Genomic DNA, 25,613 nt, shown 5'->3' with positions numbered 1-25,613 from the left:
CTGTGATTGTTTGTGGTGCTCGCCCCGTTTACCGCGCGCTGTATTTGCCGACGACCCGGTGGCAGAAGGACCATTCGACCCGGCTTTCGGTGAACTCCAGGGAGGGGTTGTATTGCCTCAGCGTCCATTCGCGGTCGTTGAACGAGACGAGCCGCTTGATGATTGCCTCGGCATCGTTGGCGGGGGGGACGTGGTAGAGCACCACGTCCTTGTCGCGCGTGGGTGGCAGGTGCGGGTGGACGAGCGCCATGTCGCCCGGCTCATAGGCCGGGATCATCGAGCTGCCGGTGAGGTAGATGCCGTAGGCGCCCTTGACGCCCTCGAGCACGGACGGGCGCTTGACATATTCGACCGCATCGAAGGTGACGATCACATGGCCGTCGCCGCCTTGCGCGGCCGCAAAGATCGGCAGGTCGCGATGGCCGACGAGTTGCTCGCCGGGCACGATCTGCGGCGCAAAACCCGGCGCGCGTCTGGGCGCGGCTTCGCCGGCGGCGGCAGCGCCCTGGATCAGCTCGACGATCGCGCGGGCGTCGCGCTCGCGCAGTTCCCGCGGCGTCTCCCGCTCCACGAACTGCTGGATATAGGCATGGTTCTTCCCGATCGCGATCGACAGATCCTTGTAGGTCGTCTTCTTCGCGTCGACTGCTTCCCGGATGAGGTGGCGCAATTCGTCCATGGCACTGGCATCCCAGATTTCGTTTCCGTCGTCCAATAGGATTTTTCCTCTTGATGGCAATAAGAAATCCTACTATGAATAGGATGTCAACGGAAATGAGCGGCAGAAACCGCTGCAGCAACCGTCACGGCGCCCAGTGGGCCAGCAAGCGGACTGGATGCGGATGATCGATCCGTTTCAGCCGATGCCAACCAGGGGGCGCATTCAGCATCGATCGCCGCATCTTGTGCGGTGGTCCAGGTGAGAGGCCGTCGTTTCCTCCCCGGCGACCTCTCGCTTTTCCAATCGATGCCGGCGCGCCGGCGCATGGTTGCCACGCGGGCCGATGACGGTCCGTGGTCGGTGACGTGCGCCACGTCGGTGGAGAGCAGCCGGCGCGCAGCCAGTGCGTGCCGGCGGCGCCAAGGTCACGGGTTTCGGCCGTTGCAGTGCCTCCTTCGGCGGAGGCGTGGCCCCCCTGACACCGGGAGGGGACAGCGAAGGCGATCGGCTGCTTGCCTGACGGTGGGCGGCAAGGCGACCGGCCGGTGACGGGAAGAACAATCGGAAGCGGGCGCGCGGCAGGCGCGACGAATGGCCGTGCCAATGGGCACGGCCAAAGGGGAAAGCATGGGAAGCGGCATGGCTGACAATGATTTGACAGGGAAGGCGCCGGGAGGGCGCGGGGTTTTGCCGACGTGTGAAACTCCGGGGCGGCTGGCGACCGGGGACGTCGGTTCCAAGGCCGGGCTTCGTCGTCCAAGCCGGGTGGCGGGCGTCTTCTCCCGCCAGGTGGTGCGCCCTCCTTTCCGCCGGCCGGCGAGGGCTTGAGCGCATGCGCATTACCGCAATCGTCGAAGCCCTGGTTCAATCGGGCGCGTCGCCCGAGATGATCCTTTCTGCCGTGCGCGCTGCCGAGGCGGGGCACGTATCCGAGATCGAGCGCCGCCGGGCGGGCGACCGCGAAAGGCAGCAGCGCCGTCGGGCCCGCGTGACGTCACGCGATGTCACGGTGACGGCCGACGGTGCCCTCTCTGATAAAGAAAGCTCCCCCACACCCCCTAAAGAAACTAACTCTCCCGACCCGAATCCGGGTGGGGACGCCGACCGGCCGGTTCCGGCTGCAGCCGTTCCGGATGCGGCAGGCTCGCGGCGCAACGGGAGCGGCCGGGCGATGCGGCTGCCTGAAGATTTCGAGCCCGACTGGGGCTTCGCCGCCGGCCTCGGCTTCGGCCGGGCCGAGGCCGGCGTCGAGTTCGACAAGTTCCGCGACTACTGGCGCGCCAAATCCGGACGCGATGCGACCAAGCTCGACTGGGCCGCCGCCTGGCGAAACTGGATGCGCAATGCCGGCGGCCGCGGGTTGCGCGGTGGCGGACAGGCCCGTCGCGGCCATCACCCCCAGGCGCCGCCACACGAGACCGCCTTTGCCCGCCATCAGCGGGAATGCAGGCAGACAATCGAAAACCAACTGAACGGAAACGAGAACAATGACCTATTCAGAGATGATGATTTCGCCGGCGGAGGCCCGGCTTTCGACCTTGGGCCGGGAGATTACCGCGCTCACTGAGCGGCTGGCCTGCGTCAACGAGGCGGCGGTGCTGCGCAGCCTCGATGCGATGCAGACGGCCGGACTACGCGCTTTCGGGCGTGCCGGCCTCGGGGCTTTCGGCGGCGACGCAGAAACTGATCCGCGGCGACTATGCCGCCAATCCCAACGTGCTTCTCGGCACGATACCCAAGCCGCCGGTGCTGGCAGCGCTCGCCAAGGCGGAGGCGCTGGGTCTAAGGGCGGATCTTGCCCGCAAACGCGAGATGGTTGCGGCGCTGACGCCGCGCCCGGCCGACGATCGGCGATCGCCGGCAAGCCGCAGCCGGGTGCGGGCGATGGTCGAAAGCTTCCGTCAGGCGCATGCGGCAGCGAAGGCCGGGCGGGATGCAGTTTCCTCCGACGGGCGGGCGCAAGGCGCGAACGTCCCGACCGAAAGCGCAGCTGATAGGCAGCCGGATGATACGGCCCCGCAAAATCCGGCGGCGCGGAATGCGTTTCGCGACTGGCTCGTGTCCGGCGTCGAGCGTGCAAATCTCAATCCAGCCGTTTCGAGGGAGGCTTTCCATGCGGTCTGAAGGCACTGAATTGACGACAGGACAGGCACCGGGCCACGCAGCGGCAGGGTCGGCGGAAAGGATGCTCTCGGGGGACGAAGCGGGGAGCGCCGCTGCAAAACCGGCGACGCTCGACGATCTCGTCGGCATCGTCGCCGTTCAGGTGCGGGCGCAGGCGAGCCGGATCCAGGAGTTGGAACTGGCGCTCGCCGATGCCGAGGCGCGCATCCTCTCGCAGGCGCGGCTGATCTGCGGTGCCACGGCCGCGGCAAACAGCGATTTGTTCAACCGCCGGCCGGTGCGGGCGATCATCGAGGAGGCGCTTGGCGCCTATCCTGGGATCAGCTTCGAGGACATCATCGGGGTTGGCCGCGAGCGACGGCTGGTCGAGCCGCGGCACCGCTGCATGACCGCCGTTTACGACGAGCGCCCGGATCTATCGCTGCCGGCGCTCGGGCGGATCTTTCGGCGCGACCACACCTCGGTGCTGCACGCCGTCAACAAGCGCGAGCCCGGCAATGCGCGGCGGCGCGGACGGACCCAGCAGCCGGGCCGCTTGCCCGCGAATGCCGGTGCCGACGGGATCGGCGCGCCGGCATTTTGATTTTCCGACGAATTTCAGTCCCGCCCGCGGCCGCAGACACATGCAGCGGGCGAGGGCACATGCAGATTGCAAAAGGAGAAGAGACCATGACATCCAAGGCAGAGCGCATCCGCATCAAGCGCGCCAGCCGGGCGGGCCGGCCGCGCAAGGCCAATGTGGCGCGCTATCCGGGCGGGCAGATCAAGCATGGCGAAAGCGAGCGCGAGGTCTGCTCCGTGGCGCTGGACGCGCGCCGGCGCATGCATTTTTCCGGCAGGCGCGATGCCGATGTTGCCAGCCCCTTTGCCGGCTACACGCTCGGTCGCATGTTCCTCGACGGCAAGCTGACGGCGCATGAGCGCGAGGCGGGCGACGAATACAGCCGGCAGATGGCGCGCTACTACAGCCTCACCGGCATTCCTTTCCCGAGCGTGCGGGCCCAATCGCTGTTCGACGTGAAGGGTTTTGCCGGCGAGACGAGCGCCGAGCGCGCCCGCGGCGCCCGCCAGGCGGCGAACCGGATGATGGAGCTGGAAGGCGTGCTCTTGAAACTGCCGGACGGGCCGCAGGTGAAGACCACTGTCTTCAACGTCTGCATCATGGACTACGAGATGCTGCGCACCATGCCGGAACCGCAGCTCGCCTGGCTGAAGCGCGGACTGATGGAGCTGCACTGGCAGCTGGGGCTTTCGCGGGAGAAGGAAGGGGCGTGAAAGCGAGCGCGAGGATCGGCCGCTGCCAGTGGCGCGGTTTCAAGCCCGGCTCGCGCTTCGCCGCGCCGCTTGCCGCGATGGCGGGTTCGAATTCCCTCGCGTCAGCGCGGCTGCGCACCGCGACGAGCGTCGCATGTTCGGCTGAACACGCGACGCTCGAACCGGCCTGAGGGGGCGGCGGACGCGACCGGAACCGTGTGGATGGGGCGCGCGCCGGTCTCTCAGGCACGGTAACGATTATCCCCGGAAGGCTCTTCCCTCGGTCGTGGTGGCCACCTCCGGTTCGTCGGAAAACATCATGCAGGTGAGCGCTGAACGTTTCGCCGTTCGCAATTGCCGTGTCGCGTTACACTTTTGACCACGAATGTACTGGCACTGGTGTAAGAGCGATGATGAGGAAGCTCGGTGCGATTTCGCCCCGGGCTTTTTTGTTGACCGCATGCGAGACTTTCGCGTCATTGATGCGGCCGATTGCTTTGTCAGCGGTCGCCAGCCGCCTGCGCCCGGGTATCCAGGCCACGAAGGGTCTGCCTCATCTTGGCCTTGAATAGACCTCAATTGACGCGCACCCTGATTAAATCGATTTAAGCCTGCTTGGCTTCTCGCGGCGTCAGAACCTCGACCCGCCATTTCCCCCTTAGATCGCCGCGTCGTAGCGCTGCCGCACGCAGCGGTATCAAACGAGATCGCGTGCCGGCGGCTGCCGGTATCGGGAGGAGATGTCATGTTCGACCGAACGATTCACCGGACAATCCATTTCGACCGACCGTTCAGATTGCCGGGCGTCGATGAGACGATCGTCGCCGGCGCCTACGAAATCGATGACGACGAGGTGCCGATCGAAGGGCTTTCCTGGCTCGCCTACCGCCGTGTTGCCACCTTCATCAAGTTGCCCGCGACAGTCGAGAACCACTACCGCATGCGGTTGATACAAATCGAACCCGACGAGTTGGCGCGTTTGGTCGCGCTCAGCGGCGCCGAGATATCAGATGCGCCCGGACAGTGAGGATAAAACCATGTCCCAACATCGCTATCCCGTCGGACTGTCCGTTCGCCTGCGAGACCGTCATCATCTCTCACCGAGAACCGCCGAAACCTATCGCATCACCGCAAAGATGCCGCCACGCGACAACGCCCCTCAATATCGAATTCGCAACGATGAACTCGGACAGGAGCGGGTCAGCGCTGAAAGCAATCTGGAACCGATCGACTGGGGAATGACCCGCAGCCACTGAGGAATGCCATGCGCTATGTCGAAACATTGAAGCGACTATTCCGGGTTAAACCTGAAATCCGTCACCGTGGTCTTGTACTGACAGTCGCAAAGCCGGCCAGTCAAAAGGCACGCGACAGGCCACAGGAGCGTCATGACAGCTCCGGCATATTGAAGCGCAGCCGGGATACGCAGGAGCGCCACCGGCTTTTGTAGAGCAACTGATCTGCGTCAAGACAAGGAGATAGACGCCAATGAAACCGCTCCATCGCACACATCAGATTGGCCTTACGCTTTGGCTGCGAAACGGTGGGGCAACCGGCAACACGGGCGAACTCGATCAATATGGCAGGCGTGTGGAACGTGACGGGTCCTGGACGGGAGCGCGGTTGTATATCGGCTCCTGGACTATGGCCGGCCTCGACCAGCAATTTGGCCTCCGCTGTGCTTCTCAACGCACCACAGCGGGCCTGAAGAAGACGAGGTAAACGCCCGTGTCTGACGCGAATGGAAATGTCTTGATGAGCGTCGCGGAAATCGAGCTGCTGCGGTGTGTGTTCGAGGCGACCTGCGCGGAGCACCAGATACCGCGGGAGGGAAGCTGCGCCGAACATCTTGCCCGGTTTCTTATGTTCGAGTTCAATTTGTCTACCTCAACCGAAAGCTCTCTCCTGGCAGCCGTCGATGAGGTCTATCTCCGACGCGCTCCGCCCCACGAGGAAAGCTAAGCAACGCGCAGCCGGCCGAATAACATCGCCTATCCTACCCTACGAGGCTCCTCGCAACCTTCCGTTCGCGCAGGATGCGAGCGTCGAGTTCCTTCAGCCGGTGCGTGAGGGCGGGATCGCCGGGCAGGAGGGCGAGAGCCTTCGCCAGCATATTGCGTGCGGTGACGAGATCGCCGTCGCCGATGTGGCGATTGGCGCGGTGATAAAGGAAGTTGACCCGCTCCGTTGGCGCAAAACGGTCGCCGAAGCGGGCGTCGAGCGCGTCGGACCAGGCGGGATGCCGGGCCATGGCGGCGACGGCGACCTGATAGGGACGCATGGGCGCATCGACCCGGGCGGCGCGGGCAAGACCCCGTAGGCGCGAAACGTCATGGGTTCTGCAGGCGGCGATCAGCGAAAGGGCACGCTCGGTGCCGGTAAAGACACGGACGGTGCCGTGGCCGGTCATGTGAACGCGCACGAGATGCGTTTCGGCCTGAAGTGCTGCGATGCGCTCGGCGTGGCGGCGATCTATCGCGTGGAAGGGATCATAAAAAATGAAGGCGCGGCCGGCGGCCTGATCGGCCGAAATGCCCATATTGGCGTGCAGATCGGGCGAAAAATGCCGGAGGAAGCGATTGTCGTAGGGGACGGATTTCGGGTCGATCGAGACCTGCGGGCAAAAGGCGATGGCCGCGGTGGCATTGAAGCGCCGGCGATAGCGAAGCGCCGCATAACCACCCTGCGAATGGCCGTACAGAATGCGCTCGGGAGCTGCATTCAGAATGGGTGCTGCGGCTTCGACCGCCTTGACCACGCTTGCCGCCGGAAACCAGTTGGGCCGCCTACTGATGAAGCCGAGGGCTGAGATGTCGGCCTTCTCGCAAAAGCGCTGGCCCCAGTAGCGGCTGCCGTTTGCCTGGATCTCCATCTCGTTGAAGGTCACCAGCAGATAGGGGGATGAACCCGGTCGATGGATGACTTCAAGATTTTCGTCCGAGTAGATCAGCACGGTTACTCCAAAACAATTTCAATTCTTGCAGCAATATTATTTGAAAGTTCGAGAATGATTTGCGGTCACCTCGGATTTCTTCAGTATTGCGTATTTGTATCAGATTTCCAGTGCCTGGATCTTTCTGCAAGGCAAATCCAAGAATGAGGTCCATTCGCGGCTCAAGGGAGGCTCGTTTCCGGTCGATTTCGGCCCGATGCGGTCACTGCGCCACCGGTTGAGCGCCCACGTTTATGGCGTTCGTTACAGTTACGTACTTGATTGCCCGCGCGAAAGGAGCAGCATGCCCGCGCAGACGGCAACGGCCTTTCGCAATCGGTCGTGAGTTGCCGTTTTGGCAGCCGAAATTTGTTTGAAAATTCAGGCATGGCTTTGCGCGTCGAACCTCAATGGAGACGTGCTTCTTCCCAGATCAGTTTTTCGCGCGATGGCTCATCGCAGGAAGGAACCTGACAATGATAAAGGCATCTGATCATTCAAATTCGTCCCGCTGCGTGTCGAGGACTTTTCCGATGAAACTTCTGGCGTCGTGCGTGGCAGGGCTGAGCATTGTCGCTGGCCTGTCAACCCCGGCGCGTGCGCAGCAAGCAACACCAAAACCCAACATCCTTCTGATCGTTTCCGATGACACCGGCTACGGAGACCTCGGCCCCTATGGCGGCGGTGAAGGACGAGGCATGCCGACACCCAACATCGACAAGCTGGCCGAACAGGGCATGCTGTTTTATGATTTCTATGCCCAGCCGAGCTGCACGCCGGGTCGCGCCGCCATGATCACCGGGCGTATTCCCAACCGCAGCGGCATGACGACGGTTGCATTCCAGGGGGAAGGCGGCGGTCTTCCGGCGGCCGAATGGACGCTCGCCTCCGTGTTGAAGCTCGGCGGGTACCAGACCTATTTCACCGGCAAATGGCATTTGGGCGAGGCGGACTATGCCTTGCCGAACGCCCATGGCTTCGACGTCATGAAGTATTGCGGCCTTTACCACCTCAACGCCTACACCTACGCCGACCCGACCTGGTTCCCGGATATGGACCCCAAGCTCAGGGCCATGTTCCAGAAGGTCACCAAGGGCGCGCTCTCCGGTAAGGCCGGCGAAACGGCGGTCGAGGACTTCAAGATCAACGGCCAGTATATCGACACGCCCACGGTCAATGGCGCGGCAGGGGTCGTCGGCATCCCCTATTTCGACAGCTACGTCGAAAAGGCGGCCATCGAGTTTCTCGACGACGCGGCGAAATCTGACAAGCCGTTCTTCATCGACGTCAACTTCATGAAGGTGCACCAGCCGAACATGCCGGCGCCCGAGTTCGAGCATAAATCGCTGTCGAAGTCGAAATATGCCGACAGCATCGTCGAGCTGGACACCCGCATCGGCCGCATCATGGACAAGCTGCGCGAGACCGGCCTCGACAAGAATACGCTGGTCTTCTACACGACCGACAATGGCGCCTGGCAGGATGTCTATCCCGACGCCGGCTATACGCCGTTTCGTGGCACCAAGGGCACGGTGCGCGAGGGTGGCAACCGCGTTCCCGCCATCGCCGTCTGGCCGGGCAAGATCAAGGCCGGCTCCAAGAACCATGACATCGTCGGCGGCCTCGACCTGATGGCGACATTTGCTTCGGTTGCCGGTGTCGCTCTGCCGGACAAGAACCGCGAGGGCCAGCCGATCATCTTCGACAGCTTCGACATGTCGCCGGTCCTGCTTGGAACCGGCAAGTCGGAACGGAACTCATGGTTCTATTTCACCGAGAACGAACTGTCTCCCGGCGCTGCCCGCGTCGGCAACTACAAGGCGGTGTTCAACCTGCGTGGCGACAATGGACAGGCGACCGGCGGCCTTGCCGTCGACAGCAATCAGGGCTGGAAGGGTCCGAACAAATATGTGGCGACGGTGCCGCAGATCTTCGACCTCTGGCAGGACCCGCAGGAGCGCTACGACATCTTCATGAACAACTACACCGAGCGCACCTGGACGATGGTGACCATCAGCGACTCCATCAAGCAATTGATGATGACCTACGTGAAATATCCACCGCGCAAGCTTCAAAGCGGGACCTATACCGGTCCGATCGAAATCTCGAAGTATCAGCAGTTCCAGTGGCTGCGCGATGAGCTCGGCAAGGAAGGCTTCAGTCTGCCGATGCCGACCGGCAACTGAACCGGAGAATGAGAAGCGGCGCTGTCTGATCATGGCAGCGCCGCTCGATCGTCGGGCTTTCGAGGCGCCGGTCAGATCCGCTCGAGGAAGGCAAGTACCCGTTTCATCGCCAGCGCAGTTGCCGCCGCGTCATAGGAGGGCAGCGAGCTGTCGGCGAAGTAGTGCTGGTCGCCCGGATAGAGGAACAGTTCGGCGTCCTCTGCCTTCTCGACGATCTCGCGGGCGGCGTCGACATCGCCTTCGCCGACGAAGATCGGGTCGTTGTCCATGCCGTGGATTTGAACGGGTACGCCGGCCGGCCAGGGCCCGAAGGACCACTGGCCACTGATCGGGATGCAGGAGTAAAAGAGCAGGGCGCCGCGGGCGCCGGGGCGGGTCTGGGCGAGTTTCTGAGCCGGCAGGACACCGAAGGAGAAGCCGGCATAGACGAGGTTTTCGGGGAGGGCATCGGCGAGGCGCACGCCGCGCTCGCGCATCTCTTCAAAGCCGACCGCCTCGATATGGGCAACGCCCTCCTCGATGCTCGCGAATGTACGTCCTTCGAAGAGATCGGGCAGGTGGACGACGTGCCCGGCCGCGCGCAGGTCGTCGGCAAAGGCGTGCATGCCGGGTGTCAGCCCCTGGGCATGGTGGAATACGAGGACCTCGGCCATCGGCAGCTTCTCCTTCAAACCAGTGTTCGCGCATCAATTGTATTTCGTTCGGTGGAATTCAAGCGGCAAGGCTGCCCTTAAGGAAAATATTCCTCCCGCGCTGATGCCGCGTCTCTCGACCTTTTCTTGCCATCTTCGCTCGCTTGGTTGCGCACGATGCACCACGATTCTGGAGGGAAAAGGATCATGACAGGTAAGTTGCGCATTGCCGTGCTGTTCGGTGGCCGGTCGGCGGAGCATGAGGTTTCGCTGATGTCGGCGCGCAACGCCGTCGCGGCGCTCGATCGGACGCGCTACGAGATCGTGCCGATCGGGATCGCCAGGGATGGCCGCTGGATGCTGGTCGATCTCGAAGACGGGGAACTGCCGAAGGCGATCCCCGTGTCGGGAACGCAGGTGGCGCTAATCCCCGGCGGACGGGGGCGGGCGGTCACCATCGCGGCCGACGGCCGCCAAGGGTTGCTGCCGGCGATCGACCTGATCTTTCCGGTTTTGCATGGTCCCTTCGGCGAAGACGGGACGGTGCAAGGCTATGCGGAAACTGCCGATGTCGCCTATGTCGGCTGCGGTGTCGCGGCTTCGGCAGTCGCCATGGACAAGGCGCTCGCCAAGCGCCTGCTGGTGGCCGAAGGCATTGCCGTTGCGCGGGCGATCGGCCTTCATGCGGGCGACGCCTATTCAAGCGAGACCATCCTCGAAAGCCTGGGACTGCCGGTTTTCGTCAAGCCGGCGCGGCAGGGATCTTCCGTCGGCGTCAGCCGCGTCGACAGTCTGGACGCGCTTCAGGCGGCGCTTAACGAGGCGTTCCGGCACGACGACAAGGTGCTGATCGAGGAGTTCGTCCAGGCCCGCGAGATCGAGTGCTCGGTGCTGGAGGATGCGAAGGGACAGCTCACCGTCTCGCGACCGGGCGAAATCATTCCGGCTGCGAGCCACGGTTTCTACAGCTACGACGCCAAATATGTCGATGCCGGCGGCGCAGTCGTCGAGGCGCCCGCCAAACTCTCCGAAGAGGTGATCGCCGAGGCCAAGGACATGGCCGCGCGGGCATTCCGGGCGCTTGACTGCGCGGGGATGGCGCGGGTGGACTTCTTCCTGCGCGCCGATGGAAGCCTCATGATCAACGAAATCAACACCATTCCCGGCTTCACCAATATCAGCATGTATGCCAAGGCGCTGGCAGCCGACGGCATCGCCTACGGCCAGGTGGTGGAGACGCTGATCGCCCATGCGCTGAAGCTGCGCGGCAAGGCGGGCGCGCGCACCTGAGGGGATGACAGGGGCAACCCGGGTATGGCAGGCCATCGCCGGGGATGGCGGGCTTGCCGGGCGGCAGTGTCACCCTGGAGTATTGCGATGCTAGCTATGAGTTGCGGTCCATATTAGGATTGTCGCATTCATTGTGGGTTCACGTCGCCCCGGCCAAAACTCGCACCTGTTACAAACGGACAGGTGATGAAATGAAGAAGATTGGCATCGTCGTGCTTGCGGCGATAACGGCTCTTTCGGGCATCACGCCGGCAAACGCCCTGCCGGCTGTTGCCATCGAGCGGGTGCAGAAGAGCGACGTTCAACTGGTGCAGCACCGGGAATGGAACGGCGGTCACCATCGCCGGCGTCCGCCGGGCTGGCACGGCGACTATCGCCCGCGCCCCGGCTGGGATGGCGGTTACCGCCCGCGGCCAGGCTGGCATGGCGGCTATCGTCCGCGTCCGGGTTGGGACGGCGGCTACCGCTATGGCTACTATAACGGCCACCGCGGCTATCGTTACGAGCGCTACGGCTATCGCCGCCACAATGACGGCTGGTGGTATCCGCTGGCGGCCTTCGGCACCGGAGTCATCATCGGCGGCGCGATTGCCGCTCCGCCGGCGCGTCGCTACGAGACTGGCGTCAACCCGCGCCATGCCGACTGGTGCTATGCGCGCTATCGCTCCTACCGTGCCTGGGACAACTCGTTCCAGCCCTATGGTGGCCCGCGCCAGCAGTGCTATTCGCCCTACTTCTGAGGCGAGCGTGTTTTAAGGAGGCCCGCCGGTCGCTGACCGGCGGGCCTCTTTTTGTTTTCTGGCATTCACATGCGCTGAGGGAAAGCGGCCCGGCATGGGTGGGAACGCAGCCTCTATCGACTGCTGCGCGGCATCTCCTCGTCGAAGCGGATTTTCTCGCGCCCCGGATCATCCTCGAGGATCTTCTCTTCGCGGTCGTCAGGCAGTGCATCGTCCGGATCGACATTGGCTTCGTCGCGGCTCGGAACGGGCGGCACGCGACCCTGGTCGACCGGCGTCGGATCGTCTCCCGCGGGAAGCTGATCGACGGGGAGCGGCGGGATCTTACCGATCGGCACTGCGCGTGTTTCGCCAGATGGGGGCACGTCTTCCGATGTCTCTCGGTCGCGGGATTTCGGGTTTGCCTTGTTCATCGTCGCATCTCCTTGCTGGCGGTTTGCCAGGAATAAGCCGAGGCGAGCGGAAAAGGTTCTGGTCTGGGCGTTCAAGATCTCAAGATTGAAGGTGGATCAATGAGGGGGCGTGGCCGTGCGGATTGGGGGACATCGCATCCGGCTCTTGTCGTTTTCCAAGTCTTGGTCCGCGATGCAATCGGCATCCCAAGCACGCGCTATCGAGCCAGACATCCTGTCGATGATATCGGGGCGAACTCTGCCGCGTCGCGCGTTTGCAGGGGAGGCGTCTGCTAGGAATCGCTCATTGCGGCAACCCCGCGAAGAGGCAGACAAGCGGAGCGGCCGCGGACCGGCGAGGTCGGAAAAGCCCGGTCTTCTAGAACTTCAACGTCTTCTAGAACTTCAACCGGGCGTCGTCATGTTCGGGAGGGCGGTGCGCGTCCTTGCGACGAAACCCGTAGGCGAGCGCGAGCCCCAGAATTGCGGAGCCGACGACGATGGCGGCGAGTGCGAAGAAATTCTCCATGGCATTTTCCTCCCGAGGGGAAGCTTAACACAGAATGCGCGCAAACAAATGGCGCGGCAGCGAGAATGCGCGTCATGGTTACTCAACGCATGTCGGCCCAAGATGTTCAATCCGATTGGCTTCGGTGCGCGGTGCGTTCGGCCGAGGCTTTGCACGGGAGCGACACTGCGGGCGGGCGATCTGGACCAACGTCGAGCCCCGCCAGCTTCGCCGTCTACGAAGCATCAGCGACCTCAATAACCGCCAGCACCGCCGCCGCCCTGACTCATGCCCTGGACGCCTTGCATGCCCTGGTAACTGGGGCTCGGAGCAGGAGTGCTGGTGCGGCTCGCCTGGTCGGTGGTGCAGCCGGCAGCCGCAAGAAGCGCCGCGCAAAGAGCGGCGATCAGGTATTGTCGTGTCATGGGTACCTCCCGTGGTCGTGGGAGCGGCATCAACCGCTTCCGCATCGAAACGGATCAACCATGCCGCCGCCGGCCCCGGATCCGTTGAGGAAGGAGACATGGCGCCAGCGGCCTTGCATGACGCACGCGATTGTACCACCGATCGCGCAAATGGGCTGGCAAAGAGGCGGGGCGGGGGGTAAAGGAAAAAAACGAACAAAACGGAAACAAATTTTGGCAAAGGGGCTTGCCAAGTGACCGGAAGCGGGCTAAGGATATTACAAGCTGGCCGTTTCGTCATTGAAGCGGCCTTTTTGATTCCGGCGGATTGGCGCGGCCTTGCCTGGGCGCTGATGCCGATATCCAAAAAACTCAAATCCGCGCCGGCGCCGGCTGCGACCGCTGAGAAGCGGGTGACGACGGCCGCTACGGCGTCACGGCGCTTCGCGATTTTTCGGATCCGCACTTGGGCTTCACGTCCTCGGCGCCCGCATGCTGCTGTCGCAAGATCGCTGCATGTTCTGGTGCGAAAGCCCTAAAGCTGGTCGCGTGGAAAGGGCTCACGCGACAGGCTTTAAGATCTTGTTTTTATGCATGTCGTTGCGGCAATACCGCTGCCCACTTTTACGCGAAAAGCCTTAGGCTTCCTGCTTGGCGATCTTGCCGGTGACAGAGGCGCCGGTCTCATGTCGCGGGCGGGGCTGCCCGATGCTGCGCAGCCAGCGCGAGGCTTCCTTCGGATCGCGCTCGACGCCGAGGCCTCTCTGATAGATGGTCACGAGGCGGGCCTGGGCAGCCGGATGACCCTGGCGGGCGGCCTGGCGGTTCCAATGAAGCGAGGCGGCATAGTGTTCTGCGCCGCCATCGTTGAAATAGATTTCGGCGAGTTTCGCCTGGGCATCGACATTTCCTGACGTCGCCAGTTCAAGCAACCTGGGCGAGATATTCGTTGCGGACGGCCGCGGGGTGAAAATGGTCTTCAACTTGCTGAACGTGTTGCGGATCATCTGGCACCTGTTGCATTCATTGCATGGTTCCCGCGGCTGGACTGCTAGGCTGAAAAACTGCTTAAAATCTTGAACTAATTTGACTTTTCCCTGGCCACTGCCGGTAGAGCAGGAGCGCTTGCGATGCATTGCGCCAGAAGCACCCGATGTGGGGCAACCCGGTGAGCGGTATTGATGACCGAATGCAACCTGAAGTCAAGGTTGCAAGCGTGACATCCGGCGTGACACACGCATTTTTCTGTGACCGGCTGTCACGCTTGCTAGCTTGAACAGCCGCGGCGACACGATGGTGTCTCCCGCAGGCATTGGCGTTCCCAGCTTGGGCGCCGAGACCTTCGGAGATGTCGGCTCGTCGACTTCGGCCAGGGCCGGAGCCGGCCTCGCGAACATGCCAAGCAGTTTCGTCCACAAACGCCGGATCACCTGCGATCGCCTCCAAATCCCGCCGCTATCGGTCGGTTTTGATGGCAGAATGCAACTTTTGGTCAAGCGGCGGCCGATCCTACGTGCGCAGGAGGAGCAATCGCCTCGTGCCCCGGAGCAAATCCCATGACAGTGAAACCCGAAAAGGACCCGAAGACCGGGCGCTTTCTGTCGCGCGCCGGAGGGGGTGGGGCCGCCCCCCGGGCGCGCACGCGCAAGGCGGTCCGCACCAAGCTCGGCGAACTCTTTCTCGAAGACATGCTTTCGGCCTGGGAGAGCCGAGGGGCGGCCGCGATCCACGCGCTGATCGAGAAGAACCCAAACGACTTCCTGAAGACGATAGCGGCGCTGATGCCGAAGGACGTGACCATCAATCCAAACCAGATGGGCGAGATGACGGATGAACAACTCCTCGAGCGGATCCGCAAGCTCGACCAGACCATCAGGCCTTTCCTTGCTGCTTCGGGAGCGGATGGAACTGACGATGGAGATCGGGCGCAGGCAGAACACGAATAGGCTGCGCTATTACCAGCCCTACACGAAGCAGACGGCATTTCATGAGGCAGGCGCTACCTTTCGCGAGCGGCTGTTCATGGCCGGCAACCAGCTCGGCAAGACGCTTGCCGGCGCCGCGGAAGCGGCAATGCATCTGACAGGCGACTATCCCTCTTGGTGGGCGGGCCGACGGTTCGACCGGCCGATCACGATGATCGGCGGTTCGGAATCGCACGAGCTGACACGCGATGGCGTGCAGCGGCTGCTCGTCGGCCCGCCGATGAGCGAGGAGGACTGGGGCACGGGCTATCTGCCGAAGGCGGCGATCTCAGGCTGGACCCGGCGCTCCAGCGCTTCCGGCGCGCTCGACAGCGTGACCGTGCGGCACACTTCGGGCGGCACCTCGACGCTGCTCTTGAAGGCTTACGAGCAGGGCCGGGCGAAATGGCAGGCGAACACCGTCGACTATCTCTGGTTCGACGAGGAGCCGCCGGAAGACGTCTATTTCGAGGGCATCATCGCCAATCGCGGGCGGGCGCTGGAAGGCATGGCAAACCGGGTGGCGCAATCGGCCAACGCCTTTGCCAATCTTCTCGCCAGCCAGATCCCACCGGAGCCGCCGGAACATATGGCGGCGCTCGACCCGGACGGATATCGGCGACAATGGGCGCTGCACCAGGCGGGGCTTCAAAGGATCGACGAGATCCTTTCGATCGCCGAGGGGCCGGCAACGGTGGTGGAGGCGTTTTCCGAGGCGGCGAGCGACGAGCAGCTGGAAGAGGAAAACCTGAAGCTGATCGAAGCCTTTGCTGTTCCGCACTTCGCATGGGGTTTTGAGGTCGAAGGGCGCGTATCTGACGTGGCCAAGGCGATCGAGGGAATGCTTCCCGGTGCCAGGTTCGTGGCCCAGGATGGCGGTGCGCTCGAGCTGAAGCTCGACGCGCAATCGGTTCCACAGGGCGACGCATCGGTTGCGCCGGAGGACAGTTACAGAAAAATCGTTGTTCGGGAGGCGAGCAGCCCTTCACGATCCCTCGTAATGTGTGACGCGTCAAAGGATCGAATGGCGGAATTGACGACCGATGAGGAGACTGGCAGGAAGCGCCTCCCGGCTGCAGAGGATCTGTTTCCGTCGGTGAGGCGGCCAGCCGCCAAGACCAACCACGTTCTTGACGCGTTCGTCGCCTGCAAACCCTCTTTCTTCGAGGTGTTGAAGGCTGAAAGACGCATCTTTCCGCGGGTTCGGATTGAGCCTTGGGAGAGCCCGGACAACGCGCCTCACATTCCCGAAGCGGAGAACACCTACAACGAAACCGTGACATTCGAACAGCCGGTCGAGATTGGTGGCCTCCGCATCGTCCGGTTCTTTCAACGAAAGACGGTTCAGTCTGGTGAACCGACGCGCTTTGCCTGGGCCTTTCAGGTCGCTGAGACGCCCGATGGAGCCGCTCGTGCTATCGCGGCCCAGTACGGTGTGCGATTTACGTATTACTGGAGTTTGGTTGAGAAGGATGTCGATGCCACACCGGTTTCGCAGCACCTTACGCTCGGTTCCTACTTTGACCCCGATGAGCAAGCGATGGTGACTTGCGCACCCGACGAAGCCGAGACGAGGGACTTTCGCCTGCCGGAAGGAGCCGAGACTTTCGGCTGGGCCCAACTTGGGCCGCCACCGGTGGGCCGTGGCAACCGGTTGATCAATGCCTTGCTGCAATGCCGGCAGGATTTCTTCGAGGCCCTGGGCGAGGAAAAAAATGCCTTCGGCAAGGTGGCGTTCAGGGAGTCCGCCGGCCCATACCGCAAGGATGGAGACGCAGAGCGCGCGCCAATGCGTGTGGCGTTCGAAAAGCCGGTCTATGCCTCGGGCTTCACGCTGACCGGATACATTCAGCGGCGAGTCAATGTTGCAGGCGACATCAAACTGAGATGGGGTTTTCAAACACCGGTCAATGCGAGCAGGATCGAAAGCACTGCCGAGGGGCGCACAGGAAGCGTTCGTGTGTCCGGCAAAGGGTGGTTACTCGACTTGGAGACCGACGAAACCGGCTACACACCATCTCCGGATCTCGAGTTTGATGAGGGATTCTTGGGCTGCACGACGCTGCTCGCATCAGGCGTGGAACCGCCGAAATCCGGTGACCTCTTTTTGAAATAAGACACGGGGGCCGAAGAACGGCAATAGGCTCTTCGGCCAACGCATTGCGCGTCTCGCGCGGGTCAGGTAGCGCCAATGGCGGCTACAATCCGACGACGGGCCTGACCGTGGCGCCGACCGACGGCACACAGCGCCCCTTCACCAAGCAAGGACCACCTGCGTGATGAGTGGAACAATGACGTCGGACGGCAGATAGGACGCTACGCCAAGGAGCGCGATCTTGGCGAAGCGGATGTTATGGGGCTGGTGGATTATGCCCGGCGGAACGGGGACTTGATCCGTTCGATCAGCGACAAAGTGCCTGACCCACGTCTCCAGAGCTATTCGGAGTCGTCCGAGCGTCCGTCCTGGTCCGGACCACCCCCGCGCGACTTGCCAGCTTTGGAGGCACTGCACGAAAAGCGGGACCTGCAAAGAATGCAGACCAATGCAGACAACTGGCAGTCGAAGCCCCCGCTACAGGAAGAAGGGTTCTGGAACGGGCTGTTTCCCGGTCGCGGTACGCTCAAGCAAATGTTGAGGTCGTGGAGTGAATAACCTTCCGCATAAGCTGTAGAATGAGTGCGATCTCAACCTTGCGCGTGTTCATGAAATGTTCTAACTGGACTGACGTCGAAGTAATCTCTGCAAGTGAGGAGGCGGTATGAAGAAGTGGCTAAAGGTAATGGTCTACACTGTTGTCACTCTCTTCGGGCTGTTCGTCGTGCTGGTCGGGCTGGTGTTGGCGACAATCGATCCATATTCGTTTGAAGACATGAGCCGCGGCTGAATCTGCGAGAGGAGCGGTGATGTAGCGCCGGAATGCGCAATGCCGCCGGAGAGCGCCGAGAAGGTGCTGGCTGCGTTGTTCGCTTGCGACGCCCAATTCTTCAAAACCCTCGACGAGGAGAAGGCTGTTTTCAAGAGGGCGAACATCGTGGCGCACCCATATAACCTTCTCGATACGGGCGAGCCGCGGACTTCCGTCGTCCCGTTCTCTGAGCCCGTCGAGGCGTACGGACTTCACCTCACCGGTTACGCGCAACAGGCCGTGCCGGGAAAGAGCGACTACGCTTGGGGGTTTTATGCGTCGGAACAGCCTGACGAAGTCGGGCGCGCGCTGGAAACGGCCCGCAGCGACACGTTGGGAGCGAACCCACGTGACGGCGCGTTCGCGATAACGGCGTCCGACAGCCCCGATTTCCCCGGAACACGGCTTGGTTGCCGTGTTGCAGGCGCTTCCGGCGTTGAGGACTTGCCTTCGATTTACGACCTGTTCCTGTCTCGAGACATCAGTACGGCACTCTCCGACAAGTTCGATCTCTTCGTTGCGTCTGCGATGAAGACCGTCTCGGATTTTGGGCGATAGAAGGCGCCTGTCGACGATCGTCGAGGCATGCGTGGTCATGTCGTCACCTTAGCCGTAGTTGTTTAGATCAGTTTTGGCGACCTGCTGCGCGGGGCGGCGGCAATGTTGCGTCGGCACTGGGAGCAGGACCTCCCAGCTGAACGGCGGTATCTGGTTGCTGCCCGTGCACCTGAGCACGTCAGGGCCCGGCGGGGGCGCTGCCAATATTGATGGATGACACCAGACCCCCGATGCGGGCGCCTGACCCGCGCCCGATCCTCTTCCTGAAGAACAACCCTTGCCAAGGCGGCTCTCCGGAGCCGCCTTTTTTCATGGAGATTTTTATGTCCGAAGCAAAGAAACCCGTTCCGGTCCGTCTCGTCTACGACGTCTGGTTCCAGGAAGGGGAACGCACGGCCGCCGGTGCGATCGTATGCGTGAGCCTGGAGGAAGCCAAGGCGTTGATCGCCGCTGGCAAGGCCGAGCGGGCCGACCCGCTGCCGGGGGAGTGAGCCATGGTGATCCGCGACGGCGCCTGGACGCTCTACGATCATGACCGGATGACGGGTCGCTCGGTCTGGCACCATTTCGACGGGGAGAAGGACGTCTACCGCGTCGATTATCCCGTCGACAATCTCTTGAGCGAGAACCGGGATGTGCGCAACAGCGCCGAAAGGGCCTGGCGGGGCGACTGGCATCGCGTCGCCTCGGTTCCGCTTAACGTCGCGCATGCCTCGGGCCTGGTGAAGGCCCATTCGGAAGGCGACGACCGCTTCGTCAAACGCTTCCTCAACGATGGCGACAACCGCGCCTGGCGCACCAAGGAGGGCTGGCTATGAGCAGCATTGCCGACTACGCCGCATTGCTGATCGACGCGGGTGAGTACAGCGGGCGCAACGATATCGCCCATCTGTTTCCACGGTTTGTCGGCCTTGCGGAACTGAAGCTCAACCGGATGCTGCGCGTCAGCGACATGGAGGCGACGACGGCGATCTCTGCCGTCGAGGGCGATGCGCCGCTGCCTGCGGATTTCCTTGAGGCGCGGCAGGTTTTGACCGCAAGCGGCCGGCCGATCCGCGCCATGGCATTGCAGCAGCTCGCTGCGAGCGTCCCCGCCGGCGCCAGCGCGCCGCTCGGTTACGCGGTTGTTGGCAACCGGATCAGAGCGTTTCCGCCCGGCAGCTACGGCTTGACGCTGACCTATTACACCCGAATTGTGCTCTAAAGGGTTTCGCCCGTCGATGATCACACGGCCGGTATCGGATTTGCCGGAGCGCCCAAAGTGCGGACGCTCTCCGAAACCGAGAAGCGAAGACGATACTCCTTCGGTGAGAGACCCAGGATCTTGCGGAAGATCTTGCGATAGGCGTTGGTGTCGTCATAGCCGCTTTGCCAGGCAACCTGCTCGATCGAGAGATGTGAGCGCTCCAGCAGATCGCGGGATTTGGCGATCCGTAGCCGCTGGCAATATTCGGTCGGATTGAAGCCGGTCGCCTTCTGGAAACGGCGCAGGAAGGTGCGGTCGCCGAGACCGGCGCGGTCGGCCATCATCTGCAGCGTCACGCCCTTGGTGTTGGCGCCGTGCAGCCAGTGCTGGATCTTCAGGATGATCGTGTCGCCGTGATCGAGCTTCGGGGCGAAGACGCTGTAATAGCTCTGCTCGCGCGCGCCGGGGTCGATGATCATGTAGCGTGCGGTTGCCAGCATGACGTCGGTTCCGAGGAACCGGTCGACGAGTTTCAGGCCGAGGTCGATCCAGGCCATCATGCCGCCGGCGGTGATGATGTCGCCTTCGTCGATCAGCAGCCTGTCGGTGTCGACGCGGATGTCGCTGTAGCGGTTGGAGATCAGGTCCTGATGCGACCAGTGGGTGGTGATGGTGCGGCCGGCGGCGAGGCCGGACTCTGCCAGCAGATAGGCGCCGCCGCAGACGGAGCAGATCGTCGCGCCGCGTTGATGCTGTTCGCGCACGAAGGCGGGCAGGGCACCGATGCGATCGCCGACCGGCAGATCGGAGAGCGTCGGCGGCAGGATCAGGGCCACAAGGCCCGAGGAGGGGCCTTCGTGGGTGTCGCGCGATTTCGATACCGAGCCATCTTCCTGAAGTTTCCAGTGGCTGATGCGGATTTGCGGCGCGTCTCTGCCGCTTTGCTCGACCGACTGCATGCTCGCCACCTGGAACATGTCGGTCAGCCCATGGATCGCCGACATCAGGGCGCGGGGATAGACGACGATGCCGATCTCCGCCGGCTCGTTTTCGGGTCGTTTTGTCACTTCTGCCCCCATCGTTGTCAGCTTTGCCGGTCGAGAGGTTAGGCCCACCGATTTATCAATTCAACCATCGCTTCCGCCGAATGGAAGCCCGAGCAACAGAGATCAAAGAGGTGAGGACAATGACACAGGCAAAAGCAGTTTCCGCAAGCGTTTCCAACGGCATCTCCCGCCGCAGCATTCTCTCGGCCGCCTTTGGCGCTGCCGCGACGGCAGCCGCGGTCAATGCCATGAACACGTCGGCCAAGGCCGCATCCACCACCGCAACAACCGCCGGCGCGTCCGGCACTAAGGGAGCAAACACCATGGGCAGCCGCATCATCACCCGCGATGGCGTCGAGATCTATTACAAGGACTGGGGTCCGAAGGATGGCCCGGTCGTCGTGCTCAGCCACGGCTGGCCGCTGTCGTCCGACAGCTGGGAGGCGCAGGCCTTCCACCTTGCCGCCAACGGCTTCCGCGTCGTCACCCATGACCGCCGCGGCCACGGCCGCTCGTCGCAGCCCTGGGACGGCAACGACATGGACCACTATGCCGACGACCTCGCGGATCTGATCAACGCGCTCGATCTCAAGGGTGTCTTCCTTGCCGGGTTTTCGACCGGCGGCGGCGAAATCAGCCGCTATATCGGCCGCCACGGCACCAGCCGGATCGCCAGGGCCGGTTTGATCTCGGCCGTGCCGCCGCTGATGGTCAAGACCGACAGGAACCCCGGCGGCCTGCCGAAGGAAGTCTTCGACGGCCTGCAGGCGGCAAGCCTGAAGGATCGCTCGAAGCTCTACCGCGACATCGCGTCCGGTCCGTTCTTCGGCTTCAACCGCCCGGGCGCGGTCGCCTCTCAGGGCATGATCGACAGCTTCTGGCTGCAGGGCATGATGGGGGGACACAAGAACACCTATGACTCGATCGTCGCCTTCTCGCAGACCGACTTTACCGAGGACCTGAAGAAGTTCGACGTGCCGACGCTGATCATCCATGGCGACGACGACCAGATCGTGCCGATCGATGCGGCGGCACGGGCCTCGAAGACGCTGGTGCCGCATGCGGACCTCAAGGTCTATGTCGGCGCACCGCACGGCATCACCGACACCCACAAGGACCAGCTCAACGTCGACCTGCTCGCCTTCGCCAAGGCCTGATGGTTGTTCGCCGGCGCCGCCTCGCAGGTGGCGCCGGCACCCTATGTCAAACGCTTCAGCCAAGGATCAGAGCCATGACCTCTTCCCACAATCCCACCGACGTCTCCGGCCCCGGCCGTCGTGAATTCCTTGCAGGCACCGGTGCGCTTGCAGCCTCCGCCCTGCTGCTGAAAGGTGCCCATGCCGCAGATATCAAACGTTTCCGGCATGGCGGCTTCGATATTTCCGTCGTCAGCGACGGCTTCATCATGCTGCCGGTCAGCATCGTGCTGCCGGATGCAACGGCGGAAGAGCGGCCGGAGATCATGCGCCGGCTTGGCGGCACTCCCGAAAAGGCGCCGTTTCACACCAATATTCCGGTCATTCGCACTGGCGACGATCTGATCGTGGTCGACGACGGCTCGGGCACACGTTTCCAGGAGAGCGCCGGCAAGCTTCACGCCAATCTGCTTGCGGCCGGCATCGACCCGAGTGCGGTGACGAAGGTGGTGCTGACGCATGCCCATCCTGACCATGCGGGCGGCACCGTTGGCGCCGACGGCACGCTCGCCTTTCCGAATGCGCAGTACTTCGTTTCGGAGGGGGAATGGCGGTTCTGGACCGATCCCAACTTCGAAAAGACCATGCCGCAGGTGCTTCATGGCTTTGCCAAGGGTGCGCAGCGCGATCTCTTTGCGGTCAAGGACCGGCTGACCCTGGTGAAGCCCGGCGACGAAATCGTCAGCGGCATGCAGGTGCTCGACACGCGGGGCCACACACCCGGTCATATCTCGCTTCAGCTTTCCGGCGGTGACGGCGCCGGACATGAGGGCTTGGTGATCACGGGCGATGCGGTCACCAGCAACATCGTCTTCTTTGAGCACCCCGACTGGCATTTCGGCTTCGACACAGATGCGGAGCTGGCCTTGAAGAATCGCAAGGCCCTGATCGACCGGGCCGCGTCGGAGCGGCTGGCGCTGCTTGGCTATCATTGGGCCTATCCGGGGATCGGGCGGGCGGAGCGCAACGGGGCGGCCTATCGCTTCGTGGCGGCGGGGTGACCGCCTGGAGCCGGCAATCACTAGGACAGTTGACGGGCGCGCCTCCTGCGGGGCGCGCCCGTTTCTCTACATTCAGAGAGCCAGTTCGCTGTCCTTGATATCGCTGATCGGCGCAAGGAACGGCAGGTCGAACGGACGCAGAGCGGTGCGTTTCGCGGTGAGCTGTGGCCAGTCGGGATTGACGAGCGCGCCGCGGCCAAGCGCGATCATGTCGGCACCGGCTTCCATCACCTCCTCGGCGCGGGCGAGATCGTGCAGGCTGCCGTTGGCGATGATGAACAGGCGCGGCGCGTGGCGGCGGGCGAGGGAAACGAGCGAGGCGTCGCCGCCCTCGAAGGCCGGCTTCCAGGCTTCGAACTCGGTCACGTGCACGAAGTCTGCCGGGCTTTCGGCGAGCGCCTCGAACACGCGGGCTGCACCTTGTTCGCGTTCTGCCCATTTGTGCCTGAAGTCGTTGACCTTACCCTGGGAGAGCCGCAGCCCCAGCGGGACGTCGGGGCCGATCGCCACGCGCACTGCCTTCAGCACTTCGAGCGACAGGCCCAGCCGCTCAACGATATCTCCACCCCAACGATCCGCCCGCCGGTTCGAAAAGTCGGTGAAGAACTGATCGAGCAGATAGCCGTTGGCGCCGTGGATCTCGATGCCGTCGAAACCGGCAACCTCGATTGCAAACCGGGCGGCACTGGCGAAGCCTTCGATCGCCTCGGCGATTTCGGAATCGCTGATCTCGCGCGGCAGGGCATAGGGGCCGTCGCCGTGATAACCGGTCAACTGGCTGCCCTTCGGCCGGACGGCGGAGGGGCCTACCGTCTCGGGCCTGTGCGGGTTGCCCTGCGCCAGCGCGCCGCCGTGCATCAGTTGTGCGAAGATTCGCCCGCCCTCCGCATGGACCGTCTCGACGATCGGCCGCCAGGCGAGAGCCTGTTCCCGGTCGGTCAGGCCTGGCTGGTCCTTGTAGGTTTGGGAATAGGCCTTGTCGGTGTAGATGCCCTCGGTCGTGATCAGGCTGAAGCCGCCGCGGGCGAAGCGCTGGTAATAGTGCTGCATGCGCTCGCTGGGCGCGCCGGCTGCCGTGGCGCTGATGCGGGTCATCGGCGCCACGGACAGGCGATTGGCGAAATCAAGCCGCTTGAGACGGGTGCCGGTGAAGGCGGGGGACGCGATGCCAAACGGTGCGTTCATGTCACTTGCCTCCATCGAGCGCGATCGCTTCGATCTCGATCAGCGCGTCCGGTGAATAGAGCGAGGAGACCTCGATGATGCTGTCGGCGGGATAGGGGGCGGAAAACCACGTGCGGCGCAGCTCGATGATCTTGGCGAAATTCTCCATGGAGCGCAGGAAGATCGTGACCTTGACGATCTTGTCTAACCCAGAGTCCGCCGCCTTGAGCGCCCGGTCGAGATTGCGGAACGCCTGTTCGGCCTGGCGGTCGAAGTCGCCGACGCCGACGAGCTTGCCGTCGTCGCCGATTGCCGCCTGACCGGAGACGAAGACGAAGCCATTGGCCTTGATCGCCTGGGAAAGCAGGAAGGGCGCGTAGGGATCCGGCTGGGTGACGACCTGTTCGAGAGACATAAGATGTCCTTTCATGCTTGAGATTTTCTCATCTTGGCGCTGTTGCCTTGGCTGTTGATCCTAATATGCTGGGGCATTCGGCGGCTGACAAAGATTGATTTCTCAGCCGACAGATGAGCTGAGTTCATCCATTGAGGAAATCATGAGGAAGTTGCCGCCGCTCGGCGCACTCAGGGTCTTTGAAGCGGCCGCCCGGCGGATGAGCTTCAAGCTGGCGGCCGAGGAACTGAACGTCTCGGCCACTGCCGTCAGCCACCAGATCCGCCAGCTGGAGGAGATGCTGGAGACCAAGCTCTTCGAACGAGGGACGCGGCAGGTCCGGCTGACCACTGCGGGACAGGTGCTCTTTCCGGTGCTGCGTGATGGCCTCGACCGTTTCGAGCAGGCGATCGCCGACATGCGCCGGCAGGAGGCGAGCAAGGTGGCGCGGTTGACGTCCACCGTCGCCTTCGTCGCCAAGCGCCTGGCGCCGCTTGCCGGTTCCTTCCGCGAAGCCTATCCCGAGTGGACGCTGAGGCTGGACGCCTCCCACCGGATGGTCGATCTGGAGGTGGATGCGGATGCAGCGATCCGCCTTGGCGGCGGTGATTATCCGGGCCTCGTCACCGAACCGCTGTTCGCCGATCGTTTCGCCCCGGTTTGCGTGCCGCGACTGGCGCCGGCCAGTGCCGCGGACCTCAAGCACGCGACGCTCATCCACTACGATTGGGGCACGCTGCGCCGCCACGATGCGCGCGCGCCGGTCTGGCGGCAATGGCTGGAACGGGCTGGCGCCACCGATGTCGAGGCCGGCGCGGGGCTTTCCTTTACCGACGAGATCCATGCCGTGCAGTCGGCCATCGCCGGGCAGGGCATTGCCCTCTTGAGCCTCACGCTGGTCGCCGAGGAGCTTGCCTCCGGCATTCTCGTCCAGCCGTTCGACCTGACGCTGGAAAGCGACCGATACGACTTGGTCTACAGTCCGCGCATGGCGGACCGGCCAGCGACCCGCGTGCTTCGCGATTGGGTGCACGCGCAGTTCAGCGGCGATGCCTGATCCGTGAGATGATCTCGT

30 protein-coding genes and 1 pseudogene are annotated in these 25,613 nt (G+C 63.1%); 21 read left to right on the top strand and 10 right to left on the bottom strand.

The annotated features are described in order from the left end of the window. Positions 1-28: 28 nt before the first annotated feature. Entirely contained in the window at positions 29-715 is a 687-nt protein-coding gene (locus tag BLU15_RS01985) for a S24 family peptidase (RefSeq protein ID WP_244546691.1), read from the bottom strand. A gap of 778 nt (positions 716-1,493) precedes the next feature. On the opposite strand from BLU15_RS01985, the gene BLU15_RS01980 reads away from it, so the two are divergent. From BLU15_RS01980 to BLU15_RS01950, 8 genes are all read left to right on the top strand, one after another. Further along, positions 1,494-2,228: a hypothetical protein gene (locus tag BLU15_RS01980; RefSeq protein ID WP_090294083.1), complete on the top strand. Its 735-nt coding sequence runs from the start codon at positions 1,494-1,496 to the stop codon at positions 2,226-2,228. A gap of 44 nt (positions 2,229-2,272) precedes the next feature. Continuing rightward, positions 2,273-2,785, top strand: a complete 513-nt coding sequence (locus tag BLU15_RS39425) for a hypothetical protein (RefSeq protein WP_176960259.1) — start codon at positions 2,273-2,275, stop codon at positions 2,783-2,785. Next, complete coding sequence (locus BLU15_RS01975) at positions 2,775-3,368, top strand: helix-turn-helix domain-containing protein (RefSeq protein WP_176960258.1); 594 nt, start codon at positions 2,775-2,777, stop codon at positions 3,366-3,368. Before BLU15_RS39425 ends, BLU15_RS01975 begins: the two co-directional genes overlap by 11 nt. An 86-nt stretch (positions 3,369-3,454) precedes the next feature. After that, positions 3,455-4,060 (top strand): hypothetical protein, encoded by a 606-nt coding sequence (locus tag BLU15_RS01970; protein WP_060583349.1) that lies wholly within the window; start codon positions 3,455-3,457, stop codon positions 4,058-4,060. Beyond that, the gene (locus BLU15_RS39420) at positions 4,057-4,230 is read left to right on the top strand and encodes a hypothetical protein (RefSeq protein WP_176960257.1); all 174 of its coding nucleotides are present in this window, start codon (positions 4,057-4,059) and stop codon (positions 4,228-4,230) included. Before BLU15_RS01970 ends, BLU15_RS39420 begins: the two co-directional genes overlap by 4 nt. Positions 4,231-4,784: 554 nt before the next feature. Next, on the top strand, positions 4,785-5,066 hold the full coding sequence (locus tag BLU15_RS01965) for a hypothetical protein (RefSeq protein ID WP_034793452.1): 282 nt from the start codon (positions 4,785-4,787) through the stop codon (positions 5,064-5,066). A gap of 10 nt (positions 5,067-5,076) precedes the next feature. Then, positions 5,077-5,295: a hypothetical protein gene (locus tag BLU15_RS01960; protein WP_090294081.1), complete on the top strand. Its 219-nt coding sequence runs from the start codon at positions 5,077-5,079 to the stop codon at positions 5,293-5,295. A 499-nt stretch (positions 5,296-5,794) separates the two neighbouring features. Further along, the gene (locus tag BLU15_RS01950) at positions 5,795-6,001 is read left to right on the top strand and encodes a hypothetical protein (protein WP_034793461.1); all 207 of its coding nucleotides are present in this window, start codon (positions 5,795-5,797) and stop codon (positions 5,999-6,001) included. A gap of 34 nt (positions 6,002-6,035) precedes the next feature. On the opposite strand, the gene BLU15_RS01945 is transcribed toward BLU15_RS01950, so the two are convergent. Then, positions 6,036-6,992 carry a hypothetical protein gene (locus tag BLU15_RS01945; RefSeq protein WP_090294080.1) on the bottom strand — a complete coding sequence of 319 codons (957 nt, stop codon included), beginning with the start codon at positions 6,990-6,992 and terminating at the stop codon, positions 6,036-6,038. A gap of 512 nt (positions 6,993-7,504) precedes the next feature. Here BLU15_RS01945 and BLU15_RS01940 point away from each other — a divergent pair. Beyond that, positions 7,505-9,157: an arylsulfatase gene (locus tag BLU15_RS01940; protein ID WP_090294079.1), complete on the top strand. Its 1,653-nt coding sequence runs from the start codon at positions 7,505-7,507 to the stop codon at positions 9,155-9,157. 71 nt (positions 9,158-9,228) lie between these two features. On the opposite strand, the gene BLU15_RS01935 is transcribed toward BLU15_RS01940, so the two are convergent. Further along, positions 9,229-9,810, bottom strand: a complete 582-nt coding sequence (locus tag BLU15_RS01935) for a dienelactone hydrolase family protein (protein WP_090294077.1) — start codon at positions 9,808-9,810, stop codon at positions 9,229-9,231. A gap of 186 nt (positions 9,811-9,996) precedes the next feature. Between BLU15_RS01935 and BLU15_RS01930 the strand changes: the two genes are divergently transcribed. Together BLU15_RS01930 and BLU15_RS01925 are read left to right on the top strand one after the other, a co-directional pair. Further along, complete coding sequence (locus tag BLU15_RS01930; RefSeq protein ID WP_034793469.1) at positions 9,997-11,079, top strand: D-alanine--D-alanine ligase family protein; 1,083 nt, start codon at positions 9,997-9,999, stop codon at positions 11,077-11,079. A gap of 191 nt (positions 11,080-11,270) precedes the next feature. Continuing rightward, complete coding sequence (locus BLU15_RS01925) at positions 11,271-11,819, top strand: BA14K family protein (protein WP_090294075.1); 549 nt, start codon at positions 11,271-11,273, stop codon at positions 11,817-11,819. A gap of 113 nt (positions 11,820-11,932) precedes the next feature. On the opposite strand, the gene BLU15_RS01920 is transcribed toward BLU15_RS01925, so the two are convergent. From BLU15_RS01920 to BLU15_RS01915, 4 genes are all read right to left on the bottom strand, one after another. Further along, complete coding sequence (locus BLU15_RS01920) at positions 11,933-12,232, bottom strand: hypothetical protein (protein WP_090294073.1); 300 nt, start codon at positions 12,230-12,232, stop codon at positions 11,933-11,935. A 376-nt stretch (positions 12,233-12,608) separates the two neighbouring features. Beyond that, a complete protein-coding gene (locus tag BLU15_RS40600) occupies positions 12,609-12,740 on the bottom strand; it encodes a hypothetical protein (protein WP_255380915.1) in 132 nt (43 codons plus the stop codon). Positions 12,741-12,973: 233 nt separating this feature from the next. After that, entirely contained in the window at positions 12,974-13,144 is a 171-nt protein-coding gene (locus BLU15_RS39415; protein ID WP_156400691.1) for a hypothetical protein, read from the bottom strand. 617 nt (positions 13,145-13,761) lie between these two features. Next, positions 13,762-14,130 carry a tetratricopeptide repeat protein gene (locus tag BLU15_RS01915; RefSeq protein ID WP_051659282.1) on the bottom strand — a complete coding sequence of 123 codons (369 nt, stop codon included), beginning with the start codon at positions 14,128-14,130 and terminating at the stop codon, positions 13,762-13,764. Between the two features lie 549 nt (positions 14,131-14,679). Between BLU15_RS01915 and BLU15_RS01905 the strand changes: the two genes are divergently transcribed. The 7 genes and pseudogenes from BLU15_RS01905 (at position 14,680) to BLU15_RS01875 (ending at position 19,755) form a co-directional block, all read left to right on the top strand. Beyond that, entirely contained in the window at positions 14,680-15,069 is a 390-nt protein-coding gene (locus BLU15_RS01905; RefSeq protein WP_110818629.1) for a hypothetical protein, read from the top strand. Further along, a pseudogene (locus BLU15_RS40805) lies at positions 14,954-15,565 on the top strand (terminase large subunit domain-containing protein); the annotation flags it as partial. The gene BLU15_RS01905 and the pseudogene BLU15_RS40805, both read left to right, overlap by 116 nt. A 2,281-nt stretch (positions 15,566-17,846) precedes the next feature. Beyond that, positions 17,847-17,972: a hypothetical protein gene (locus BLU15_RS40590; RefSeq protein WP_255380904.1), complete on the top strand. Its 126-nt coding sequence runs from the start codon at positions 17,847-17,849 to the stop codon at positions 17,970-17,972. Positions 17,973-18,011: 39 nt separating this feature from the next. After that, complete coding sequence (locus BLU15_RS01890) at positions 18,012-18,551, top strand: hypothetical protein (protein ID WP_244546690.1); 540 nt, start codon at positions 18,012-18,014, stop codon at positions 18,549-18,551. Between the two features lie 323 nt (positions 18,552-18,874). After that, positions 18,875-19,042 carry a hypothetical protein gene (locus tag BLU15_RS39405; protein ID WP_176960256.1) on the top strand — a complete coding sequence of 56 codons (168 nt, stop codon included), beginning with the start codon at positions 18,875-18,877 and terminating at the stop codon, positions 19,040-19,042. Positions 19,043-19,045: 3 nt separating this feature from the next. Next, entirely contained in the window at positions 19,046-19,369 is a 324-nt protein-coding gene (locus tag BLU15_RS01880) for a hypothetical protein (protein ID WP_090294067.1), read from the top strand. Then, positions 19,366-19,755: a phage adaptor protein gene (locus BLU15_RS01875; RefSeq protein WP_090294065.1), complete on the top strand. Its 390-nt coding sequence runs from the start codon at positions 19,366-19,368 to the stop codon at positions 19,753-19,755. The genes BLU15_RS01880 and BLU15_RS01875 overlap by 4 nt, the downstream gene beginning before the upstream one ends. 20 nt (positions 19,756-19,775) lie before the next feature. Here the strand turns inward: BLU15_RS01875 and BLU15_RS01870 are convergent, their stop codons facing one another. Next, on the bottom strand, positions 19,776-20,804 hold the full coding sequence (locus BLU15_RS01870; protein ID WP_234824412.1) for a GlxA family transcriptional regulator: 1,029 nt from the start codon (positions 20,802-20,804) through the stop codon (positions 19,776-19,778). A 119-nt stretch (positions 20,805-20,923) separates the two neighbouring features. Here BLU15_RS01870 and BLU15_RS01865 point away from each other — a divergent pair, with 119 nt between their 5' ends. Together BLU15_RS01865 and BLU15_RS01860 are read left to right on the top strand one after the other, a co-directional pair. Further along, complete coding sequence (locus tag BLU15_RS01865) at positions 20,924-21,940, top strand: alpha/beta fold hydrolase (protein ID WP_090294061.1); 1,017 nt, start codon at positions 20,924-20,926, stop codon at positions 21,938-21,940. A 74-nt stretch (positions 21,941-22,014) separates the two neighbouring features. Then, entirely contained in the window at positions 22,015-22,980 is a 966-nt protein-coding gene (locus tag BLU15_RS01860) for an MBL fold metallo-hydrolase (RefSeq protein WP_090294060.1), read from the top strand. 72 nt (positions 22,981-23,052) lie between these two features. Here the strand turns inward: BLU15_RS01860 and BLU15_RS01855 are convergent, their stop codons facing one another. Both BLU15_RS01855 and BLU15_RS01850 read right to left on the bottom strand, forming a co-directional pair. Beyond that, a complete protein-coding gene (locus BLU15_RS01855) occupies positions 23,053-24,165 on the bottom strand; it encodes an NADH:flavin oxidoreductase (RefSeq protein WP_090294058.1) in 1,113 nt (370 codons plus the stop codon). 1 nt (position 24,166) lies between these two features. After that, on the bottom strand, positions 24,167-24,559 hold the full coding sequence (locus BLU15_RS01850; protein WP_060584830.1) for a RidA family protein: 393 nt from the start codon (positions 24,557-24,559) through the stop codon (positions 24,167-24,169). A gap of 142 nt (positions 24,560-24,701) precedes the next feature. Between BLU15_RS01850 and BLU15_RS01845 the strand changes: the two genes are divergently transcribed. Continuing rightward, on the top strand, positions 24,702-25,595 hold the full coding sequence (locus tag BLU15_RS01845; RefSeq protein WP_034788068.1) for a LysR substrate-binding domain-containing protein: 894 nt from the start codon (positions 24,702-24,704) through the stop codon (positions 25,593-25,595). The last annotated feature ends 18 nt before the right edge of the window (positions 25,596-25,613 follow it).

The sequence above is a fragment of the Ensifer sp. YR511 genome, assembly GCF_900103045.1.
GTDB classification, from domain to species: domain Bacteria; phylum Pseudomonadota; class Alphaproteobacteria; order Rhizobiales; family Rhizobiaceae; genus Ensifer; species Ensifer adhaerens.
This window is presented reverse-complemented; position numbering and strand designations above follow the sequence as displayed.

Bases quoted from the DNA above. Each gene is read 5' to 3' on its own strand.
- BLU15_RS01965 (WP_034793452.1), top strand. From the start codon at position 4,785: ATGTTCGACCGAACGATTCACCGGACAATCCATTTCGACCGACCGTTC.
- BLU15_RS01890 (WP_244546690.1), top strand. From the start codon at position 18,012: ATGCCGCCGGAGAGCGCCGAGAAGGTGCTGGCTGCGTTGTTCGCTTGC.
- BLU15_RS39425 (WP_176960259.1), top strand. From the start codon at position 2,273: ATGCGATGCAGACGGCCGGACTACGCGCTTTCGGGCGTGCCGGCCTCG.
- BLU15_RS01855 (WP_090294058.1), bottom strand. From the start codon at position 24,165: ATGAACGCACCGTTTGGCATCGCGTCCCCCGCCTTCACCGGCACCCGT.
- BLU15_RS01850 (WP_060584830.1), bottom strand. From the start codon at position 24,559: ATGTCTCTCGAACAGGTCGTCACCCAGCCGGATCCCTACGCGCCCTTC.
- BLU15_RS01875 (WP_090294065.1), top strand. From the start codon at position 19,366: ATGAGCAGCATTGCCGACTACGCCGCATTGCTGATCGACGCGGGTGAG.
- BLU15_RS01920 (WP_090294073.1), bottom strand. From the start codon at position 12,232: ATGAACAAGGCAAACCCGAAATCCCGCGACCGAGAGACATCGGAAGAC.
- BLU15_RS39415 (WP_156400691.1), bottom strand. From the start codon at position 13,144: ATGACACGACAATACCTGATCGCCGCTCTTTGCGCGGCGCTTCTTGCG.
- BLU15_RS01930 (WP_034793469.1), top strand. From the start codon at position 9,997: ATGACAGGTAAGTTGCGCATTGCCGTGCTGTTCGGTGGCCGGTCGGCG.
- BLU15_RS01935 (WP_090294077.1), bottom strand. From the start codon at position 9,810: ATGGCCGAGGTCCTCGTATTCCACCATGCCCAGGGGCTGACACCCGGC.
- BLU15_RS01865 (WP_090294061.1), top strand. From the start codon at position 20,924: ATGACACAGGCAAAAGCAGTTTCCGCAAGCGTTTCCAACGGCATCTCC.
- BLU15_RS01880 (WP_090294067.1), top strand. From the start codon at position 19,046: ATGGTGATCCGCGACGGCGCCTGGACGCTCTACGATCATGACCGGATG.
- BLU15_RS01970 (WP_060583349.1), top strand. From the start codon at position 3,455: ATGACATCCAAGGCAGAGCGCATCCGCATCAAGCGCGCCAGCCGGGCG.
- BLU15_RS01960 (WP_090294081.1), top strand. From the start codon at position 5,077: ATGTCCCAACATCGCTATCCCGTCGGACTGTCCGTTCGCCTGCGAGAC.
- BLU15_RS40590 (WP_255380904.1), top strand. From the start codon at position 17,847: ATGAAGAAGTGGCTAAAGGTAATGGTCTACACTGTTGTCACTCTCTTC.
- BLU15_RS39405 (WP_176960256.1), top strand. From the start codon at position 18,875: ATGTCCGAAGCAAAGAAACCCGTTCCGGTCCGTCTCGTCTACGACGTC.
- BLU15_RS01925 (WP_090294075.1), top strand. From the start codon at position 11,271: ATGAAGAAGATTGGCATCGTCGTGCTTGCGGCGATAACGGCTCTTTCG.
- BLU15_RS01905 (WP_110818629.1), top strand. From the start codon at position 14,680: ATGACAGTGAAACCCGAAAAGGACCCGAAGACCGGGCGCTTTCTGTCG.
- BLU15_RS01915 (WP_051659282.1), bottom strand. From the start codon at position 14,130: ATGATCCGCAACACGTTCAGCAAGTTGAAGACCATTTTCACCCCGCGG.
- BLU15_RS01980 (WP_090294083.1), top strand. From the start codon at position 1,494: ATGCGCATTACCGCAATCGTCGAAGCCCTGGTTCAATCGGGCGCGTCG.
- BLU15_RS01950 (WP_034793461.1), top strand. From the start codon at position 5,795: ATGAGCGTCGCGGAAATCGAGCTGCTGCGGTGTGTGTTCGAGGCGACC.
- BLU15_RS01845 (WP_034788068.1), top strand. From the start codon at position 24,702: ATGAGGAAGTTGCCGCCGCTCGGCGCACTCAGGGTCTTTGAAGCGGCC.
- BLU15_RS40600 (WP_255380915.1), bottom strand. From the start codon at position 12,740: ATGGAGAATTTCTTCGCACTCGCCGCCATCGTCGTCGGCTCCGCAATT.
- BLU15_RS01940 (WP_090294079.1), top strand. From the start codon at position 7,505: ATGAAACTTCTGGCGTCGTGCGTGGCAGGGCTGAGCATTGTCGCTGGC.
- BLU15_RS01860 (WP_090294060.1), top strand. From the start codon at position 22,015: ATGACCTCTTCCCACAATCCCACCGACGTCTCCGGCCCCGGCCGTCGT.
- BLU15_RS01975 (WP_176960258.1), top strand. From the start codon at position 2,775: ATGCGGTCTGAAGGCACTGAATTGACGACAGGACAGGCACCGGGCCAC.